The following is a 20437-nucleotide window of genomic DNA, read 5'->3' as shown; positions in this document are numbered from 1 at the left end:
AATGCTCTCTAAAACAAAAAGCTGTAGCTGTAGTATGCCCGGAGTTTGGCGGGCTGCTGTTTACTGCAGTGGTGCGGCTGTTATTTTTCATAGTCCCAGAGCATGTGCTCATGTTGCGCGCAGTATGGATATCAGCGCACAATATCGAGCTTTGGCTAATGGAGCTGCTGAAAATTTGAAGCCTATACCAGTGGTATCAAGTATGCTGCAGGAAAAACATTCTATTTTTGGTGGTGCAGATCGTTTGCGTGCCTGCATTGAAGATGTAGTAAATACTTATAGGCCGAAGTGCCTGATAATTGCCAATTCTTGTGTGGCCGGAGTTATTGGTGATGATGTCGAAGCAGTAGGAAAGGAAAGCGAAGTTAAATATGGTATTCCTGTTCTTACTGTTCCGTGTTATGGTTTTTTGGATGGAGAATATTATCAAGGATATTTTGCGGTAGCAGAACAACTTGCTGAAAGATTTTTCCATAAACAGACAAAATTGGAGAATACTGCGTTGCTTATTGGTGACAATGGAGGCCCTTGGGGACATTATGCCAAAGAGGTAAAACGTTTACTGGCATATTTTTCGATTAAGGTTATTGGACAGTTTCCGGGATATATTCCTATAAATGAATTACCTCAGATTACAGCTGCGTCTTTTAGTATTATTCTCGGTGGACGCGGACAGACTTATAACGGATTGACTAAAATAGCTAGGCTGTTAGAAATGAATTATGAGGTTCCTTATTTACAGGATGGATATCCTGTAGGATGGGATAATACAGTCGACTGGCTGAGAAATTTGGGAGTTTTTTTGCATCAGGAAGATTTGGCAGAAAAGGCTGTAGTACAGGAAAAGGATAAATTATTTGCTTTTGCCGATAAAGTAAAAAAAATAACTCAGGGAAAGCGTTGTGTCGTTTGTATTGGCAGGATGCTGATGTATTTCCATCCGGCTGGGATTCTGGAAACATTACGCAGATTAGAGATGCAGGTGGAAGCGATTATTTTGTTTGACAATTATAACACGAAAGAAAGAAAATTAATGGTCGAAGCTGTTTCAGCACAATGTCAGGCCCCAATCATTGATCAGACAGCAGGTCAACAACTATTGGAAACAGTTGATTTAGTTCTTACAACTCATGAAATAACTAATAACCAGGATATTAAACAGATATTTTTACCGATGCTCCCACTTGTAGGTACAAGTGGAGAGATTGAATTTATGGACTGTATTTATAAAACCTTATGTCGCCGTGGTGAAAAAGGAGGTATAGTCTATGTCTGAAACAGCCGAGTGGGGCAATGTGTGCAGTCGAGTCGACACCTGTGCTTTAACTGGTGCAGCAGCTTTTTTTACTGGTATTAAAGGTGCGGAGGTGTTGGTTAACGGGCCGCTATGGTGCTATTTTTATGCCCTGCGCCACCTTGAAAAATCTAACAGCAGGTTGGGAGAACGCTTTCATGGCTCGCAGCCGGATAATAATGCGGTCGTTTATGGAACAGAAGAATGTTTAACAGATGCTTTGGATTATATTAGGGAAAATAGGGCACCTTCAATTCTTTTGATTGAAAACAGCTGCAGCGTCAGTTTGATTGGTGATGATATTGAGGGCATTGCCGCTAAAGCAAAGCTGCCTTTTTCTGTAATAGGAATGGACAGCGGCGGTCTACGCGGCGGTTTTGCTGAAGGATACAGCAAAGCCAGCATCAGGCTTTGGCAATATTTGGATTTACCTGATATCAAAATAAAATGTCGTTTAGGCGTTAATTTATTAGGAGCGACTACTGCTTATTTTAACGGCAGAAACGATCTTGAAGAAATTAAAAGGATTTTAGAAACTGCAAATTATAGAGTTATTGCGGTGCCTGGAGCCGGGAGTGAACTTGAGACATTGCAAAAAATTCCTGCTGCTCAGTTGAACATCGTTATCAATGAGGAGTTAGGTCTAGAGACGGCTAAATATCTTGAAGAACGATATGGCACTCCTTATGTTGTAGCAGGGATACCTTATGGATTAAAAGGTACACTGCGTTGGCTGGAAAAAATTGCAGAAGTATTACCCAGTGATTTGGAAAGTGTCCGAGAAGAATGCGTAAAAACTCAGGAAGAATTACTGGCTGCAGTTAATGAAGCCAGATGCACCTGGGGCGAATTATGGTTTGATAAAATTATTGTTGCCGCTCCTGGAACAACTGCTTTTTGTATTGCACAAACATTGCGCGAAGAATGGGCGGATACAGAAAAATTGACTGTTATCTGCCAAAACACTCTTAAAGATTTATGGGAACCTGTGGAAGCAGATGAAATTCTACTGGCAGAAAAAGACAGTAAAAAAATTGAAAAGATCTTGCAGCAGGCTGATAATACGCTTATTCTTGGAAGCAGCAGTGAAAGTTCTGTTTTATTGCGTGAAGGGAAAAATTTTTGGTGTTGTAATATTGCGTATCCCGTACAAGATGAGGTGCTGCTGGCGACAGCTCCGTTTGCAGGTATTCGTGGCGCCGGGCATATGCTGCAGCGGCTGTGGAATTTAAAAATAAAAGCACAGCTGCCCTATTAGGAGTGAAGGTTAATGAAAAAGATACTGTTGGTTTTATTTGCTGTTTTATTGCTTATAACCAGTGGCTGCGGTCAAAATACAGATATTCCTAAAGCAAATTCTGCCGCTGCTTATGTTGTTACAGATGATAAAGGTCGGCATATAAAAATTGCAGGTAAACCGGTACGAATAGTATCTGCAACTTATGGGACTGATGAAATTTTAGCTGAGATCGTAACCCTTGATAGGGTTAAGGCTTTTAGTAAATGGGCTGGTAATCCTGAAATAACATTTATAACTAAGGAGCAGGCAGACCGTGTCGGTAATAAGGTTGGTGAAAATACTGAAGCAATCGTAGCATTAAATCCTGATTTGGTTTTTGTTTCTACGGCTACTCCAGATTCTTTGGTGAAAAATCTGGAAGATATGAAAATTCCTGTATATGTTGCCGGAAGTCCTAAAACAATAGAAGCTATGCGCAAAAAGGTTTTGGGCGTAGCTGCTGCTGCTGGTGAAAAGTCTAAGGGTGAAGCACTTGTAAATACTATGGATAACAAACTGGCTGAACTTGAAAGTAAGCTGAAAGTAATTCCTAAAGATAAGGAAAAGGTTGTAATGGCATTTTCATTTATCGGCGCTATTGGACGCAAAGATAATTTGCTTGATGATATTTTTTCGTATGCTCATGTTCGTAATGGTGCGGCGGAAGCTGGACTTGATCAGGGCAGCAATGCATTATCCAAGGAACGTATCATTGAGATTGATCCTGATGTATTTTTATTACCAACATGGAATTTTGATTCTAATAATGATGTGCAAAAATATGCACAGCAGGTGGCTGCTGATCCTGCCTTTAAGAATATCAAAGCGATAAAAAACAACAGGCTTGAGTTTGTGTCTGACCGTTATCGTTATGTTGCGTCACAGCATGTTACAGATAGTATAGAAGCTGTTGCAAAGGTCGTTTATCCTGAATTGTTTGCCAAGGGGGAATAAGTTTGTTTAATCGAAAATTCGGCAAAAAGTTTATCTTCTTATTATTTATAGGTCTGCTGATTGTAGCGGCGATATCTTTGACCTGCGGGCAGATAAAAATACCGTTGCATAATACTTTATCAGCCATTGGCTATCAGCTAGGTCTGCCTTTTTTTGATAAAAACGATTTTACACAGGAGCAGATGGCGGTTGTTTGGTATATAAGGATGCCCCGTATGGTTGTGGGACTTTTGGTAGGTGCCGCTTTAGGTATATCGGGAGCCGTTATGCAGGGGATTTTCAGTAATCCATTGGCAGATCCTGGTATTATAGGCGTTTCAAGTGGCGCTGCGACAGGGGCGGTGCTTTCGATAGCATTGGGCTGGGCGACGGAAAGTATGTTTGTGATGCCTGCTTTTGCTTTTTGCGGTTCTGTTTGTGCTGTTTCCTTAACAGTATTTTTAGCAATGCGTAATGGGAAAATACCTGTTATGACTTTGCTGCTTGCCGGCGTCGCTGTGGGGATGCTGCTTGGTGCGGTGACATCTGGATTGTTGACATTTATGAATGAACAAAAACTGCAGCAATATCTTTTCTGGATGGTTGGCGGACTTGACTACCGACGCTGGGAGCATGTATATATGGCTATTGGCCCTGTAAGTATTGGTATAGTGATTATGTTGGCTTTATCGCGTCATCTGAATATTCTCGTACTTGGTGAAACAGAGGCTAAGGCGGTTGGAATGCCCGTTTTGCCATTTAGAATGGGTTTGTTGTTTGTGGCGGCAATGACGACAGCTACATCTGTCTGTGTCAGTGGTAATATAGGTTTTGTAGGTCTGGTAGTTCCGCATATGATGCGTATGATAGTGGGGCCTGATCATCGTGTGCTGCTGCCAGCCAGTGCTTTAGCCGGCGCTGCTTTTTTAGTCATTTGTGATTCTTTAGGGCGTATCATTATTCCACCTGCAGAAGTCAGGGTAGGCATTATGACTGCCCTTTTAGGAACGCCTTATTTCCTTTATTTGCTGCGTAGAATGCAGAAACAGGTATTTTAAAGTGAGAAATATGGAGGAAGAAAATGAGCAAAGTAGTATTTTTAAGTAATGTTGACAGACGTTTTGCAATGATGAAGGGTGCTTTGCAGCAGCTGCAGCAGGAAAATTTATTGAGTAATGATTCTGTTTGCGTTAAGCTTTCCGATAATACTGTCTGGAATGACGAATGGCAGAAGCTTTTAGAAGATGCAGATATTCTATTGCTTAAATGGATGGGAGCAGGACTTGACACCCATTTTTTCAAAAAACTGCTGCCATTTATTAAAAAACATCAACTGCGATATTATATTGACGCTGCCGGTACTGAAGAGGAAGAACTGGTAAGCGGAATAGAAAAAAATGATTTAGAAAAATTAAAAGCGTATGCTTTGTACAGCGGTATGAAAAATTATCGTAATTTGTTTTTATATGCTAATGGTATTTTGACCGGTAAAACGGATATCGAACTGCCAGATCCTATGTATTGGAGCGCGATTTATCATCCGAAAGCTAAAACTGTTTATACAGATCTAGCAGCATATAAAAAAGATTTTTGCGATGCTGCAAAACCGACTATTGGTATTTTATTTTATCGTGACGAATGGGTATGGGATGACCTTGTCTATCAAACGGCATTGATTGAAGAAATAGAACGTCAAGGAATGAATGCTGTTTGCGTATTTAGTAACGGTATGCCTGTTTTAGAATTAGGAATGCCAAGCCTGATCAAAATTTTTGAAGATTATTTTTGTGAAAATGGTGTGCCGTCAATAGATGTTTTTATCAATACAATGAAATTTTCGTTGACAGGTGCACGATCAATGACGCTAGATTTTCTGAAGAAATTTAATGTACCTGTTTTACAGGCTTATACTTTATTGACACCCTACGAAAACTGGCGTGATGATTTTGAAGGCATGAATGCTATGGAAGTTTCTATCAGCGTAACGATGCCGGAATTTGACGGCGCGATCCATGGTGTGCCTATAGCCAATAAAAAAATACTGGAAAATGGCGATGTACGTTATCTGCCTATCAACGAGCGCATTGTGCGTATGGTAAATAAAGCACGGAAATGGGCTGTTTTGCGGAGAAAAAAGAATGCTGATAAAAAAGTTGCGATCATTTTTCACAATTACCCACCGCGTAATTCTAATATTGGCAGTGCTGTCGGGTTAGATACTATAGAAAGTATCAGACTTGTCTTGCAGGCGCTGAGAGAACGTGGCTATAAAGTTGATACTATCCCTAAAGACGGGAAAGAATTTATCAATGAATTGACGGCAAATGCTACTAATGATAGAGCTTTGCTTACGGAAAAGCAGCTGGCAGCTGCCAATAAGTTAAGTGGTGCTGATTATAGAAAATTCTTTGAATTGCAGGAGGAGGGCGTAAAAGCACAGCTGGTAAAAGATTGGGGCGAAGCTCCGGGTGAAGTTATGAACTATGATGACGATTTACTTATTCCCGGAACAATGAACGGAAATATATTTGTTACAGTGCAGCCTCCGCGTGGTTTTGGTGAAGATCCAAGCAAAATTTATCACTCTCCTTTCTGCGCTCCCACGCATCATTATTTGGGTTTCTATCACTGGCTGCGCGATATCTGGCAGGCTGATGCGGTAGTGCATGTTGGTACTCATGGATCCCTTGAATGGCTGCCTGGTAAAAATGCCGGACTCAATAATACCTGTTATCCGGATATTTCTTTGGGCGATCTGCCTAATATCTATCCTTATCTTATCACGATTACCGGTGAGGGTATTCAGGCCAAAAGACGTGGTGCTGCCTGTCTGATAGAACATTTGCCGCCGCCTATGACTGATGCCGGTGTTTACGACGAATTAGAAGAGATTGAAAAACTGATGGATGAATATTGTCATTTTGAGACTACTCAGCCGGAAAATTTAGAAAAACTTCAAAGCTTGATTTTAGAAAAAGTAGTGCAGGCAAATTTGCAGGATGAAGTTTTTTTTGATGAAGAAAAGCCTTTTAATGATTACGTCATGGGTCTGCATAACTATATTACTGATTTGAAAAATATGCAGGTTAGGATAGGCTTACATATTTTGGGACAACCGCCTCAGGACGAAAATCTGCGTGAGTATCTAATGCTGTTGACGCGGCTGGAAAATGGTGATATTCCGTCTTTGATGCAGGTATTGGCAAAACATTATGGTTTTGACTATTATGACCTGTTGGAAAACAGCGGCTTAATTTACGAACCTTTAAATATTACTTATGGCGCTTTAATAGATAAATTACGTGCCCGCAGCCGCAATATCATAGCACTTTTGATTGAGCACGGTTTTGATGAAGAAAAACTGTATAATTTAGAAAATCTTGAGTGGGTATGTGATGGAAGCAGCGAATTTAAGTTAGCGCTCAAACAAATCTGCTGCTATATTTGTAATAATATTTATCCCAATCTGATGCTTACTTCACAGGAAAGAGAAAACCTGTTAAGAGGATTGGAAGGGCAATATATCGAACCGGGACCGTCAGGAGCTCCAAGTAGCGGCGGTGCTGATCTTTTACCTACCGGACGAAATTTTTATGGTATTGACCCGAGAAATCTGCCAACTCCTGCTGCATGGGAAATAGGAAAAACTTTGGGTGATCAGGTAATCGAAAGGTATATCAGCGAAGAAGGACGATACCCTGAAAGTGTTGGTATAGTTTTATGGTCAGGTGCCAATATGCGCAGTCACGGTCAGTGCGTAGCAGAATTTTTATATCTTTTGGGCGTCCGGCCGCAATGGCAGCATGGCAGTCAAAGAGTAATCGGTCTTGAAGTCATACCGCTGATGGAATTGAAACGTCCCCGTATTGACGTCACTGCCAGGATCAGTGGCTTGTTTAGAGATACTATGCCCAGTGTAATGAATTTGCTGGACAAAGCTGTTTTACTGGTGGGGGAACTTGAAGAAGATGAAGAGCAAAATTACGTGCGTAAGCATTTACTTGCTGATAGTCTGGAACTAGAAGCGGAGGGTTTAACAAAAGAAGATGCTTGGCGGCAGGCTGCTTTTCGTATTTTTGGAGATGAGCAGGGTGTTTATGGCGCTGGCATAGCAGCGCTTTTAGAGGCCAAAAATTGGGAAAGTATTGATGATATTGCCGAGGTGTATGTTCGTTGGGGCGCGCATGCTTATGGCGGCAAGGTCAAGGGTAAGTTTTTACCGCAGCAGTTCCGTAAAAGAATGGGAAGCTTGGACGTAACAATTAAAAACGAGGATAATCATGAAACTAATATGCTTAGTTCAGATGATTATAACGCGTATCATGGTGGTATGATCGCTGCAGTACGCAGTATCAAAGGTTCTGCCCCGCGTTCGTACTGCGGCGACAGTACTGATAAAAGCAAGGTCGTCATGCACAGTGTACAGGAAGAGGCTAAACGTATTTTCCGCAGTGAAGCTATTAATCCTAAATTTATCGAGGGTATGATGAAGCATGGATATAAAGGTGCTGCCGATATGGCTAACTATATTGCACACAGTTTCCAGTGGGATGCTACAAGCGCTGTGATGGAAGATTGGATGTATGAAAAATATGCCGAAAAATATACATTCGACCCCAAAGTACAGGAATGGTTGCGTGATGTTAATCCATGGGCTTTGCAGCGCATGGCGGAGATTTTACTGGAAGCGGATCAGCGTGGTTTGTGGCAGGCGAAACCTGAAACCAAAGCAGAATTGCAAAAGATCTATTTATCAGTAGAAGGTGAGTTAGAGGAACGCAGTGATGAACACTCCTAAAATCAAGATGCTTGTTCTCAGCTTGACCGGTCAGTGCAATTTTGCCTGTAAGTACTGTTATGCAGCAGAACATGACGGCAGTATGCTTAAAGTTGATGATGCCATTAAAGCTGTGAATTTGGCGGCAGGCAGCGGAGAAAAATTTGTTATTCAGTTCAGCGGTGGTGAGCCGCTGCTGAACTTTGAATGTTTGAAAGCTGTTGTTAAATATGTTCAGGATAATAACCTGCCTGCTGTTTTACAGATACAAACAAATGGATCATTGATGACGGATGAAATAGCACAATATTTATTCAAAAATAAAGTTGCAATTGGTGTCAGTTTAGACGGCAGACCGAATATCAATGATAAGCTGCGTCTGACTAAAGCCGGAGATGGAGCAACAAGTTCAATTTTATATGGTTTAGAAGTTTTAAAGCGTAATAATATAGCAGTTGGTATTACCTGCGTAGTTACAGACGAAAATGTCAGCGAATTGGCCGGTATAGTAGAATTTGCTTATTTTATAGGGAATATACGCAGGATAGGCTTTGACCTGTTGAGAGGGCAGGGAAGAGGAGCTGTCCTCAAACCGCCTTCCGAAACAGCTATGCGTAAGGCAATGGAACAGGTTTACGAAAAAGCACGTCAGCTAGCATATTTAACAGGCTATAAAATTCATTTTGCCCAACAGGAACGAGTTAAAATACTTTGTGCTGATTCTTCCCATGAATTTGGCCACTGTTATGCGATGAATGGAGAAGCAGCTTTTATTGATGCCAAAGGCGATATTTATGCCTGTTCCTCTCTTGTCGGTAATAAAGATTTTTATATTGGTAATGTAAAAAATGGGCTGGACACTATATTGGTAAAGAAAGTCCAGGAGCAAATCAGAACTTCAATGTTTTTTTGTAAGCAGTGTGAAGATTTTAAATTGTGTGGTGGCGGCTGTTTTGCCCGCTGGTATGGCAGTGGAGTTAAAGAAGCATATCTCAGCGAATGTGTATTAAAACAGGTATCTATTAAACAAATAAAAATATAGAAAATGCTTGACCATATGACAGGTATATAGTCTAAAATGATAATGAAAGAAAATAAGAATATTTTAAGAGGTGATTAAAATGACTTGTAAAGAACATCCTAAATATGAATTGCCGAATACTCCGCATGCCAAACATCGTTATGAAAGCGCTATGAAGCATGTAGAGGCTGCTAAAGCTGCTGGCAAATCTTCTGAAGAAATTCATGCTATTTTCAAAAAAGTAATGGAATTTGACATCAAAGATGTTGAAAAATTACCTGCTGATGGACCGCATGCCAAATATAGGAGTGCCGTTATCCATGCTCAAAAAGCAATTGCTGCTGGTAAAAGTAGCGAAGAAGCGCATGAATTATACAGAAAAATCATGGCTGGTGAAGCAACCGGCGGTTGCGGTCATCATTAAAATTTCATAATCTGGTTGTTAGAAGTGCGTTAAGCCGCGATCCCGTCGCTGGGTATTTATTTAATCCCTGGAAACAGCCATTTTCGATCTCTGGATAACCTACGAGCGATAGGATTGAGATTAATGACCGATATGATCGGAATAAAAAACATTAGTGTCTTCCTGCCTGGGCAGGAGGACACTTTTTTTACGGGAGTTGTTAGAATGAAATTATATACAGTGTCTACAGGCGATACAGCTTATCGTTATGAAAAAAGTATCGTAGTGTTTTTTAAGGGTGCGCGTAAAGTACTTAGCACTTCGGTTTTTAATGGCGGTTATCATGAAAATTATAAAGCTGTATTTAACCACGATGGTAAGGTTGGTTCAGGGATGCCATGTGAGATGTTAGCTGATACTTATACCGAACATATGCGGATATTAGCTAAGCGTATAGGCTTAGAGCCAGAGCTTGTAACTGGAATGGGAACTGCTGCTGATATGGAAAATGTGGCTATAGAATCCTTGAATTATAAAGAACTTACTGTTACTGCTATAGTAACAGGCGGGATTGAAACAAATGGAGGACGTGTCGGTGATCCTGCCGATTATTATAAACCTGCGGAAAAACCAGATAAATTGGGTACTATTAACATTATTTTGATACTAGACGCAGATATGCCTCCTGGAACGCTGGCCAGAGCATTGGTTACATGTACTGAAGCAAAGACGGCTGCAATTCAGGAACTGCTGGCTGGCAGTAACTATTCTACAGGACTTGCGACAGGATCAGGGACGGACCAAACAATAATTGTTGCTAATTCGGATTCTGAGCTGTATTTTGAAGGAGCCGGAAAACATTCTAAAATGGGTGAGCTTATTGGAAAAACCGTTACTAAAGCAGTTAAAGCGGCATTATCAAAACAGTCTGGACTCAATCCTAGAACACAGCACAATGTGTTTAGACGCCTAAAACGTTTTCAAGTAACAACGCAAAGTATCTGGCTTTTATTCCAGCAGCAGTTAGCTGTCTTAAAGCCTGATTTCTTAGAAGCGGCAGAAAAGCTTGCACAAAAACCTGTAATGCTGACATATACTTCTTTATATATACATTTGTTGGACCAGTTTTTATGGGGATTACTTGATAAAGATGAGGTCATGAATGCAGCAGAAAAGCTATTGAGTGACATTGCGGGAGAATATGATACAGAAAGTATCGCGCTGAATGAGGTTTCGGTAGAAGCTATGATGAAAGCCTGGAGTGAGTTGTTTGTGAATATTATTGCAGATAATATTCACAGGAACTAAAGATAATGAGAAAGATGGCTTCGAAAACTTTTTTGGCAGTGATGCTGCTTATAGTAGTTTTTTTTATTTCTGGCTGTGGAAGCTCTAATGGTGGCAATGTAAAAAAAGCCGCTTACGAAATAATTGATGATCAGGGGGCCATGATCCAATTAGAGCATAAACCGGAAAGAATACTGACGTTGGCAATGGGAACAGACAGTATTGTGTTAGGGATACTCCCTGAAGAGAAATTGATTGCAATTAATTCTTTGGCTGATGATCCTGTAAGCTCCAATATCGTAGATAAGGCGAATGGAATTACTAGAAAAATAAAAAATCCTTCTGCTGAAGAAATTTTATCTTTAAAGCCGGATGTTGTATTTATTTATAATTGGGGCAAAGCCGAAATGGTTGATAATTTACGGGAACTGGGAATTAAAGTAGTTGTTGTAAAGGGACCTAAAAGTATTGCTGATGTTAAAGAGAATGTGAAATTGATAGCAAAAACTTTAGGCGAGGAAGATAAAGGTAATCTTATGATTGCAAAAATGGATGATAAATTAGCAGAAATCAAAGAAAAGGTGGATAATATTAAGCCTGAACGAAGGAAGAAGCTCGTTTTGATATCATTGATGACATCTTATGGCGGTAAGGGGTGTACTTTTGATGATATTTGTAAGTATGCAGGTGTTATAAATGGCGTTTCTGATGCCGGATTGCATAATGGACAGCTTTTAACAAAAGAGATGTTGGTTGATATTAATCCTGATCTTCTGATTATGCCTGTCTACAATGATCACAAAACTTTTGATATTGAAAAATATAACAAAGAATTTTTAGAGGATCCTGCATTGAAAACATTAAATGCAGTAAAAGAAAAGCGGTTTTTCTATCCGCGGGAGGGTTATATTTATAATTCTTCGCAGGATATAGTATTTGGTGTACAGGAAGTAGCTCGTGCTGCGTATGGCAGTTTATTTGATCAGCCTGAAAACTGTCATATTTCAGTTGTTGCAGAAGTTGAAAAATAAAAGAGACCTTGTATTTTACAAGGTCTCTTGATTTATATATGTTACTTGTAATGAAATTTTATTTATGTATTCATCTGGATCTGATGTTAACCAATGATTTTTTAAGGGCATAACATAAATATTGCTTAATGGCTGCAATTCATTACTATTGAGAAATGAGGCAATTTTTTTTGAAATAGATTTTGAATTTTTGTGATAAGTACCTTTAAAAAATATATTTAAATAGAGTCCTTCTGGTAATATCATATGGTTTTTATTAATATTTTGAGGATGACCAACAGTTGTAAAAAATGCTAGTGAATAACTTTTTTCTCCCATTAAAAATTTTTTTTGATCAACGATCCAACCTACAGCTTTTTCTTTAAAATGTTGCTTATTAAAAGCTTTCTGGTTGTGTTTTGCCATTATTTCGAGACGTTTCTTACCAACGGCGACAGAAGACAAATCACTTATAAAAATTATCTGTTCAGATTGATGCTCTAGCGTTATCTGATTTAAAGCTAAGTTTTCAATATTGCTTAAAAGCTTATCAACGAATGCCAGACTATGTTTAATTTTAATATGCTTATTGATTATTTCATCACATTCACAAGATTTTTTATGTATCAATTCGTTAAATTTATCTGAACTTTTATGGTTAAGATAATCTTTTATCTGTGAAATAGGAATATCTAATTTTCTTAAATTTACTATGATTTCTAAAATTAAATATTGTGTTAAAGAATAGTGGCGATAGCCATTTTCCGCTATGAATTCAGGACTTAAAAGCCCTATTCTGTCATAGTAAAGCAGTGTTTGTTTAGGAATATTAAAAAGAGTCGCTAATTCTCCGGCTGTAAAAAAATCTTCTATTGATTTACTCATAAATTACTCCTTTATTTATTGACAATATACTTACTATATAGTTTACCATAGAATTATATAAGATATTATATCATATAAAATTATAGATAAGTAGAATTTAATTTTAATAATTTAATAAAAACAGGTGCGTAAGCTTAATAGAGAAATCGGTATAAGCCGATGCGGTCCCGCCGCTGTAAAGATGAGCCTGCTGCAAATGCCACTGAGATTGATCTTGGTAAGGCGCAGCACGAGCGTTGAATCCTGAGCCAGAAGAACTGCCTGTTTGAATAAAGTGATATTCCTGCGAGCGACAGGAAGGTTACACTTGAGTTTTTACCAAGTGCTTTTATGCCTTTCTCTTTTTGCAGAGAAAGGCATTTTTGTTAGAGGTATTATTTGCGTGGCCATGAAAGACTGGACGCAGATGATTGCTTCTATAAAAATAATAAAAAATTTGGGAGAGGAAGTTGAGCATGTTGAACAAGAGTTTGGGTAAAAGTGTACTGATGACAGCACTCATAACTGGGAGTGTCATCTGGGGGGGCACGGTAGTACACGCGGAGGAACCGCAGCAGTTTTTATTGGATGAGTATGTTGTAACGGCTACAAGAATGGAAAATAAATTAGTTGATACTCCTGCCAATATGTCGGTCATAACATCAGAGGAGTTTGAAAAAAGAAACTATCAAAGCGTAAGTGAAGCTTTAGAAAATGTTCCTGGTGTTATTGTAAAACGCAGTGGATTTTTAGGTGGAGATCAACATATTTATTTAAATGGTGATGATAGAGTATTAATTATGGTTGATGGGCGAAGACTTAACCAGGATAAGGGAACTTCTGGACGTTCTGGTTTTGATATAACTAATTTGCCATCTCCTGATTTTATTGAAAAAATAGAGATTTTGAAAGGTGCAGGATCATCATTATATGGTTCAGATGCAGTAGGTGGTGTTATAAATATTATTACCAAAAGTGCCAATAAGAACTATGCAAAAATAAATATAAATACCGGCTCATGGGGTTCGCAAAATTACAGTGCTTTAGTAAGTGTGAAAAAAGGTAAAACTGGCGTAATCACAACGATAAACAAACAAAAGCAAAATTATGTAAAATACAAAGAAGCTGATTCCGGGGATAATGTTAAGTGGCCTAATTCTTCTAATAATATTATAGGCGCGACAATTAAAGTTGATCAGGAGTTTGACGGTGATAAATTAGCAACGTTATATTTTGAGCACTCATTTAAAGATGGTGGCAAACCTTATTATGCTCCGGGTTTAGGTGGGTGGAATACTATTAAACCAGGAGCATCTGGTACTGATTTGAACAATAATATTTCAGGAAAATTTGAATGGGGACGTGGAGAAAAAAATACTGGGTTTATACAAATATATAGAAATTATTATAGTGGCAATTTTTATGATAATAATAGTGACAGCAATTATTATGAAACTAAAGATGGTGTAGAAATTCAACAAACTTGGGAATTATCAAAAAATAATAAAGTAGTCGTTGGTGCTGATTGGCGAGAATCTGAGGTAAATAATCCTGGTACATATGGCGGTAAAATTGCTAAAATCAACAATAAGGCTATTTATGTACAGGATAGCTGGGATTTTGCCGATTCTTGGCTTTTAAATGCGGGGCTTCGGTATGATAAACATAATTTTTTTGGAAATAAAACTACGGCAAGTGTAGCAGTAAATAAAAAATTTAGTGAAGACAGTCATGCATATCTTTCTTGGGGGCAAATTTTTAATGCGCCACAGGCTAATGATTTATTCTATTATTCGCCATCAATCCCTGGGGTGTCAGGCGCGATGATAGGTAATGCCAAATTAAAACCTGAAACTGGTGAAGTTTGGACTATTGGCTATGATACAAAACTTAACGATAAAATACAATTGGGGATCAATGCATTTTACAGTGAACTTGATGATGCAATAAACTGGGCAGCTTTAGATCCAAATAATTTTTTAAGTGATTGGACAGTTGCTAATGTTGCTAAACAGAAAAAACGTGGTATGGAGTTTAATGTCAAACATAAGTTAACGGATGAGTTTTCAATAAATGGCAGTTATACCTATGTAAAAGTTGAGGAAGATAATAAGGATGGAAATGGATTTAAACGCAATACTAATGTATCACCTAATCAGTATAAAATAGGCATAAGCTTTAATAAAGATAAATGGGATGCAGAATTATATGGACGTGGAGCTAGTGGTGCTGATAAAAGTAAATATGTAGATTCTAAGTATTTGACTTTAGATCTTTCTTTGCAATATAAAGTTCAAAAAGATTATAAAATTTATGCCAAAGCATATAATTTAACTAATGCTTCTTATGCTGAAACGGGTGGTGTTTCTAATGGCAAGTATTCTTTTCCTATGCCAGGACGCTCTTTCCTTATCGGTATGGAATACGCATTTTAAATAATGAAACGCAAATATATGGACTGGAGCATAAGCTTCGGTTCATATATAATTTGAAGGAGTTTTTATGAAAGTAGCATTATGTCATTTAGAACTTAGCAATGGTCCTGAGCAGAAAAATATAGAACTATTGGAAAAAGCAGTTCGAATTGCTGCTGAAAAAGGAGCTAATTGGGTAATTACTCCGGAAACAGCAGTGCAGGGGTATTACTTTTATAAATTAGAGCCAGAAACAAAAGTAGATAAACAACCGTCTTCTAAATTAAGTTTCTTATTATCATTAGTTAAAGACTATGGTTTATTTTTGTTTTTGGGGTGTGGTGAATACGATAGCGAATTGAACTGTAATTTTAATTCTTGTATTGTATTTGAACCAAGTGGAGAAATATGCGGCAGACATAGAAAAATTATTTCTCATGGTATCGGTGCTGAGGCTTGGGCGAGAACTGCAGATGTACTAAAACCTATCGATTGTTTGAATATTAAAGTTGGAGTGCTTGTATGTGCAGATGCATGGTACAGTGAACATGCTAAAAAGATGCAGAAAAAAGGCGCACAGATAATTATTGATATAGCAGCGTGGCCTCCAACGGAAGTTTGTGGCAATCCGTTAGGAGCATGGGAAAAATGTTCCTCTGTTACAGGATTACCAGTGCTGGTTTGCAATCAAACCGGAAAAACTGAATGGATGGATATGACTATTGGGCAAAGCGTCGTTATAGAGCATGGCAAAGTAAAATTTAGTTATAATGGGAAACAGGCAGTTTTATTATTCGAGTGGGATGAAGTTACAGGAATAGTTATATCAAAAAAATTTGAAGTTATTTTTATTTAAAATTTGACTATATACTTGGTATATAGCTTAATATGATATAGTAATTTAATTGTAATGAAATTCTTATGGATATTTCTTACTATTATTGTGCTTTTAGGAGGAGTTATAGTGAAAAGAATGTCAGTATACCCATTTACAGCTATTGTAGGACAGGATGATATGAAAATGTCCTTAATATTAAATGTAATAAACCCGTCATTAGGCGGTGTTTTAATAAAAGGTGAAAAAGGTACTGCCAAGTCAACAGCAGTACGTGCTTTGGCCGAATTACTGCCGGCTATGGAAGCAGTACATGGATGTAAATTTCATTGTGATCCGGCAGATCCCAATCTGTTATGCGAAGATTGTGCATCTAAATATACTGAGGATAATAAATTAGTTGCCGATACCATAAAAATGCGTGTGGTCGAGTTGCCTGTAAGCGCGACTGAAGATCGCGTTGTTGGTACTTTGGATATTGAACATGCGATTAAGCATGGCGAGAAAAAATTTGAGGCAGGTATTTTAGCTCAAGCCAATCGTAATATTTTGTATGTGGATGAAATAAATTTGCTTGATGACCATGTTGTAGATGTATTGTTGGATGCTGCAGCAATGGGAATCAATACAGTTGAGCGTGAAGGCGTTTCATATTCTCATCCGGCTCGTTTTGTTTTGGTTGGTACAATGAATCCTGAAGAGGGTGATATCCGCCCGCAGCTTTTGGATCGTTTTGGCTTGTCAGTAGTTGTTACAGGTGAGCATGATCCCGCGCAGCGTGTTGAGGTAATTAAACGTCGTTTGGCTTATGAGCAGGATGCCGATACTTTTATTGCCGGTTATCAGCATGATCAGGAAGAGCTGGCTGCAAAAATTACACAAGCCAGCAGTTTGTTACCTCAGGTAGATATCAACGAGGAACTTTTGGAAACTGTTGCTAAATTAGCTGTAGAACTTGGTGTTGACGGGCATCGCGCCGATATTACTGTAATTAAAACAGCTTTGACACTGGCGGCTTTTAATGGACGCAAAGAAGTGGAACTGGAAGACGTAAAAAATGCTGCCAAATTAGTATTGCCGCATCGTATGCGTCGTCGTCCTTTTGAAGAAGGACAATTGGATTGGGATAAGGTTGAAAGTATTTTGTCCTCTGGGGCTAAAGGAGCGTTATAAATGCTGACTAATGCTATTTATCCTTTTGTGGCAGTAGTTGGGCAGGAGCAGTTAAAAAAAGCTCTGCAGATCGCTTTAGTAAATCAAAAGGCAGGTGGCCTTTTGATTGGCGGTGAAAAAGGGACTGCTAAATCCACCTTGGTACGCGCTGCTAAAGAGATTATTGGCACACAGAAGATAGTGGATTTGCCGCTTAATGCTACGGAAGATATGCTTTTTGGTAGTATCGATATTGAATATGCTGTTAGTAAAGGCGAACGCAGATTTTTGCCTGGGATATTAAGCAGAGCTACAGGTAATATTTTGTATATTGATGAAGCAAATTTATTGCGGCAGGAATTGCTGACTGCAGTTTTGGATGCTAACGCTTCTGGTATCAATCAGGTTGAGCGTGATGGCATTTCTTTTACTCATTCTGTATCGTATACTGTTATTGGAACAATGAACCCCGAAGAAGGAGTTCTGCCAGGTCATATATTAGATAGGTTTGGTATGTATGTTGATGCCCAAAGTGAGAAAGATGTGGTAATACGTACAGAAATAATTAGACGTTCTCTTGCCTGTGGCTTTGATATACAAAGCTTCAGAAACAGGTATTTTAATGAAACAGAAAAATTAGCGGCAAAGATTGCTTTGGCAAGGAGCATTGTAGAAGAAATTGAAGTATCAGAAGCCATGATGCAGCTGGCGGCACAAATGTGCGCACAGGCTTTTTGTGCCGGTCATAGAGCGGAAATTTATCTTTTGGAAGCCGCTAAAGCTATAGCTGCTTTAGCGGAAAGAAATTATGTTTTACCTAAGGATGTGGAAGAAGCTGCCATGTTTGTGCTGCCGCATCGTATGCGGAAGCCACCAGAACAACAACAGGAAAATCCGGAGCAGCAGGAAGAAGAACAGCCTGATGAGAATGAACAGCAGAATCAAGATGAAAACGAGGATAATGATGAAGACTCAAAGGAGTCACCGTTGGCGCTACCACCGCTTGATGATAATGAAGACGATGGTGATGAGGAAGATAACAGTGACGATGATGAGAATCAGGATGACGATAAAGAAAAAGAAGAGCAGAGTCCTGACAATGACAAAAATCAGTTAGCACCGGAAGAACAGATTGCAGATATTGATAAAAATTTTAAGCTTCCTAAAATGGTTCTGGATTTAGGCAAAGATCGCAATGTCCGGCGTGGCAGTGGCAAACGCAGCACGACTAAAACAGATCTTAAACAAGGGCGTTATGTTAGGGCTGAAATGCCGAAAATAAAAGTGGAAGATTTGGCTTTTGATGCTACAATCAGGGCTGCGGCGCCGTTTCAGCGTCTGCGTGAAGATAACGGTTGCGCCCTGAATATTAAGAGTGAAGATTTACGGCAAAAATTACGCGAAAAACGTATTGGCAATACATTTTTATTTGCAGTTGATGCCAGTGGGTCAATGGGAGCTCGTGAACGGATGCGGGCCGTAAAAGGCGCTATTTTCTATATGCTGCAGGAAGCATATCAGAAACGTGATCGTGTTGGTATGGTTGCTTTTCGCAGGCAAAAGGCTGAATTATTGCTGCCTATAACACGCAGCGTTGATCTTGCACAAAAGTGTTTGGCAGAAATGCCTACTGGCGGCAAAACTCCTTTAGCAGACGGTTTATCAACTGCGTTGGTAACTTTGGGAATGTTGAATAAAAAAGACAGCGAGTTAGAACCGATTCTGATTTTAGTAACTGATGGCAGAGCTAATGCCATAGAAGAAAACAGTGGTGATCCGGTAGAGAGTGCCTTAAAAATGGCTGAAAAAATTCGGAAGGCTAAAATTACCTCCGTTGTTATCGATACTGAAACAGATTTTATTAAACTGGGTGTGGCCAAAGCTGTTGCCAAAGCAATGGGAGCAACTTATTATAGCCTTCGCAGTTTATCTCAGGAACAGATTTTAAGAATAGTACGTAATTTAGATGTTTAAACAGGAGGTAAGAGGTAATATGATGAAAAAGTTAATAATGCTGCTGACAATTTGCATGATGTGCTTATTGGCGGTTTCAGCCAGTGCTGCAGAAAAGAATGATGAAGCACCACCTATCAATTGGGAAATTAGCATGATGCCCAAGCCTACGGCTGAGGAAATAGAAGCAGCACGTTGGTCAATTGTTTTAGAAAACACTATGGGCGTTTATGCATATGACATGGATTCACTGTATTTCCCAGAAGAAAAAAACGGGGTTGTAAACAAAGATTTAGTTAATGTTATTGTGAAAACTGTTTTTACAGACAAAGAATTACTAAAAAAAATGAATAAAACCTATGCAGAAAAACTGGCGAAAAAAGAAAAAGTTCAGTATTGTGAAATGCTGATGCAATTTAATGTGGCAGATAAAACCTATGGTGTAAAACAAATGGACGTTTATGGCAGCAAAGGAACGAAGCTTGAAACTAAAATAAATAACGGAGAACTTATCCCTGTGCCAGAGAAAACGTTTGCAGAGGCGATGCTGGAAATTTGTTTGCAAGCAGTGAATAATACATCCGAAAATTAAAATATAAATCCTATTAATGATATGAAATATCAAAAAAACTAAATATAAAATTAATAAGAAAAATAATTGGTGCATCAACTTGAAATAATACTTAATCTCATATATAATCTAGTATCATAACTAAATACTTATTGTCAGGTGACGTATGTCTTAATAGATAAGTTGGGTGTAATTCCTACACGATCCCGTCGCTGTAAAAGTGAGCGAGTCCAAACTAATGCCACTGGAAATATCTGGGAAGGCTTGGATAAGCTATGAACTTAAGTCAGAAGAACTGCCTGATGATTACTTTACTACTGCGTGAGACAGTTAGGTAATGTGTCGGCTTCTTTTGTTTTTATAATTAAGTCGTTTAATACCTTTTGCCTTAGGTGAGAGGTATTTTTTATTTGTTTATTGCAATTAAAGGCCAAGTACTGTGCGGCCATAAAGAAAGGGTACAGGAAACGTCTTTATTTCAATAATATAAAAAAGTTGTGAAGGGAAGTTGAGTATGTTGAAAAAAGGTACGAGTAAGAGTGCATTGATGGTAGCGCTTGTAACTGGCAATGTCATCTGGGGGGGGCACTGTAGTACATGCTGAAGAACCAAGTCAAGCATTTACGTTAGATCCTATGGTAGTA

General features: G+C 38.7%; 16 protein-coding genes and 2 riboswitches. Of the genes, 15 read left to right on the top strand and 1 reads right to left on the bottom strand.

Annotated elements, in window-relative coordinates; translation table 11 throughout:
* The first annotated feature begins 34 nt into the window (after positions 1-34).
* From PFJ30894_RS08820 to PFJ30894_RS08780, 9 genes are all read left to right on the top strand, one after another.
* Positions 35-1276: a nitrogenase component 1 gene (locus tag PFJ30894_RS08820; protein WP_167457054.1), complete on the top strand. Its 1242-nt coding sequence runs from the start codon at positions 35-37 to the stop codon at positions 1274-1276.
* A complete protein-coding gene (locus tag PFJ30894_RS08815; RefSeq protein WP_125669610.1) occupies positions 1269-2552 on the top strand; it encodes a nitrogenase component 1 in 1284 nt (427 codons plus the stop codon). The genes PFJ30894_RS08820 and PFJ30894_RS08815 overlap by 8 nt, the downstream gene beginning before the upstream one ends.
* A gap of 12 nt (positions 2553-2564) precedes the next feature.
* A complete protein-coding gene (locus tag PFJ30894_RS08810; protein ID WP_125669609.1) occupies positions 2565-3527 on the top strand; it encodes an ABC transporter substrate-binding protein in 963 nt (320 codons plus the stop codon).
* 2 nt (positions 3528-3529) lie between these two features.
* On the top strand, positions 3530-4564 hold the full coding sequence (locus tag PFJ30894_RS08805) for a FecCD family ABC transporter permease (RefSeq protein ID WP_125669608.1): 1035 nt from the start codon (positions 3530-3532) through the stop codon (positions 4562-4564).
* 23 nt (positions 4565-4587) lie between these two features.
* Positions 4588-8304, top strand: a complete 3717-nt coding sequence (gene cobN, locus PFJ30894_RS08800; protein WP_125669607.1) for a cobaltochelatase subunit CobN — start codon at positions 4588-4590, stop codon at positions 8302-8304.
* Complete coding sequence (locus PFJ30894_RS08795; RefSeq protein ID WP_125669606.1) at positions 8291-9325, top strand: radical SAM/SPASM domain-containing protein; 1035 nt, start codon at positions 8291-8293, stop codon at positions 9323-9325. Before cobN ends, PFJ30894_RS08795 begins: the two co-directional genes overlap by 14 nt.
* A 79-nt stretch (positions 9326-9404) precedes the next feature.
* Positions 9405-9728 carry a hypothetical protein gene (locus tag PFJ30894_RS08790; RefSeq protein WP_021717125.1) on the top strand — a complete coding sequence of 108 codons (324 nt, stop codon included), beginning with the start codon at positions 9405-9407 and terminating at the stop codon, positions 9726-9728.
* 204 nt (positions 9729-9932) lie between these two features.
* Positions 9933-11015, top strand: coding sequence for an adenosylcobinamide amidohydrolase (locus PFJ30894_RS08785; RefSeq protein ID WP_125669959.1), 1083 nt, complete (start codon positions 9933-9935; stop codon positions 11013-11015).
* A 5-nt stretch (positions 11016-11020) separates the two neighbouring features.
* The gene (locus PFJ30894_RS08780; protein ID WP_125669605.1) at positions 11021-12025 is read left to right on the top strand and encodes an ABC transporter substrate-binding protein; all 1005 of its coding nucleotides are present in this window, start codon (positions 11021-11023) and stop codon (positions 12023-12025) included.
* A gap of 15 nt (positions 12026-12040) precedes the next feature.
* Here PFJ30894_RS08780 and PFJ30894_RS08775 read toward each other — a convergent pair whose 3' ends face one another.
* On the bottom strand, positions 12041-12889 hold the full coding sequence (locus tag PFJ30894_RS08775) for a MerR family transcriptional regulator (RefSeq protein WP_113078125.1): 849 nt from the start codon (positions 12887-12889) through the stop codon (positions 12041-12043).
* A 105-nt stretch (positions 12890-12994) separates the two neighbouring features.
* Positions 12995-13168: riboswitch (cobalamin riboswitch) on the top strand.
* 28 nt (positions 13169-13196) lie between these two features.
* On the opposite strand from PFJ30894_RS08775, the gene PFJ30894_RS11825 reads away from it, so the two are divergent.
* From PFJ30894_RS11825 to PFJ30894_RS08750, 6 genes are all read left to right on the top strand, one after another.
* Entirely contained in the window at positions 13197-13367 is a 171-nt protein-coding gene (locus PFJ30894_RS11825) for a hypothetical protein (RefSeq protein ID WP_167457053.1), read from the top strand.
* Complete coding sequence (locus tag PFJ30894_RS08770; protein ID WP_125669604.1) at positions 13345-15303, top strand: TonB-dependent receptor plug domain-containing protein; 1959 nt, start codon at positions 13345-13347, stop codon at positions 15301-15303. The genes PFJ30894_RS11825 and PFJ30894_RS08770 overlap by 23 nt, the downstream gene beginning before the upstream one ends.
* Before the next feature lie 67 nt (positions 15304-15370).
* Positions 15371-16138 carry a carbon-nitrogen hydrolase family protein gene (locus tag PFJ30894_RS08765; RefSeq protein WP_125669603.1) on the top strand — a complete coding sequence of 256 codons (768 nt, stop codon included), beginning with the start codon at positions 15371-15373 and terminating at the stop codon, positions 16136-16138.
* A gap of 108 nt (positions 16139-16246) precedes the next feature.
* The gene (locus tag PFJ30894_RS08760; protein ID WP_125669602.1) at positions 16247-17290 is read left to right on the top strand and encodes an ATP-binding protein; all 1044 of its coding nucleotides are present in this window, start codon (positions 16247-16249) and stop codon (positions 17288-17290) included.
* Positions 17291-19243 (top strand): VWA domain-containing protein, encoded by a 1953-nt coding sequence (locus tag PFJ30894_RS08755; RefSeq protein ID WP_125669601.1) that lies wholly within the window; start codon positions 17291-17293, stop codon positions 19241-19243. It abuts the gene before it with no gap.
* A 19-nt stretch (positions 19244-19262) separates the two neighbouring features.
* Positions 19263-19814 carry a hypothetical protein gene (locus PFJ30894_RS08750; RefSeq protein ID WP_021718606.1) on the top strand — a complete coding sequence of 184 codons (552 nt, stop codon included), beginning with the start codon at positions 19263-19265 and terminating at the stop codon, positions 19812-19814.
* A 119-nt stretch (positions 19815-19933) separates the two neighbouring features.
* Positions 19934-20110: riboswitch (cobalamin riboswitch) on the top strand.
* Positions 20111-20437 lie beyond the last annotated feature (327 nt).

It is taken from the genome of Phascolarctobacterium faecium (genome assembly GCF_003945365.1).
GTDB lineage: Bacteria > Bacillota > Negativicutes > Acidaminococcales > Acidaminococcaceae > Phascolarctobacterium > Phascolarctobacterium faecium.
Note: the sequence above shows the minus strand (reverse complement) of the source record. Positions and strands in the feature narration are given on the sequence as shown.

Coding starts and splice junctions, on each gene's coding strand:
- PFJ30894_RS08775 (WP_113078125.1), bottom strand. CDS start 12,889: ATGAGTAAATCAATAGAAGATTTTTTTACAGCCGGAGAATTAGCGACT.
- PFJ30894_RS08750 (WP_021718606.1), top strand. CDS start 19,263: ATGATGAAAAAGTTAATAATGCTGCTGACAATTTGCATGATGTGCTTA.
- PFJ30894_RS08810 (WP_125669609.1), top strand. CDS start 2,565: ATGAAAAAGATACTGTTGGTTTTATTTGCTGTTTTATTGCTTATAACC.
- PFJ30894_RS08790 (WP_021717125.1), top strand. CDS start 9,405: ATGACTTGTAAAGAACATCCTAAATATGAATTGCCGAATACTCCGCAT.
- PFJ30894_RS08780 (WP_125669605.1), top strand. CDS start 11,021: ATGAGAAAGATGGCTTCGAAAACTTTTTTGGCAGTGATGCTGCTTATA.
- PFJ30894_RS08820 (WP_167457054.1), top strand. CDS start 35: ATGCCCGGAGTTTGGCGGGCTGCTGTTTACTGCAGTGGTGCGGCTGTT.
- PFJ30894_RS08795 (WP_125669606.1), top strand. CDS start 8,291: ATGAACACTCCTAAAATCAAGATGCTTGTTCTCAGCTTGACCGGTCAG.
- PFJ30894_RS08815 (WP_125669610.1), top strand. CDS start 1,269: ATGTCTGAAACAGCCGAGTGGGGCAATGTGTGCAGTCGAGTCGACACC.
- PFJ30894_RS08785 (WP_125669959.1), top strand. CDS start 9,933: ATGAAATTATATACAGTGTCTACAGGCGATACAGCTTATCGTTATGAA.
- PFJ30894_RS08755 (WP_125669601.1), top strand. CDS start 17,291: ATGCTGACTAATGCTATTTATCCTTTTGTGGCAGTAGTTGGGCAGGAG.
- PFJ30894_RS08770 (WP_125669604.1), top strand. CDS start 13,345: ATGTTGAACAAGAGTTTGGGTAAAAGTGTACTGATGACAGCACTCATA.
- PFJ30894_RS08765 (WP_125669603.1), top strand. CDS start 15,371: ATGAAAGTAGCATTATGTCATTTAGAACTTAGCAATGGTCCTGAGCAG.
- cobN (WP_125669607.1), top strand. CDS start 4,588: ATGAGCAAAGTAGTATTTTTAAGTAATGTTGACAGACGTTTTGCAATG.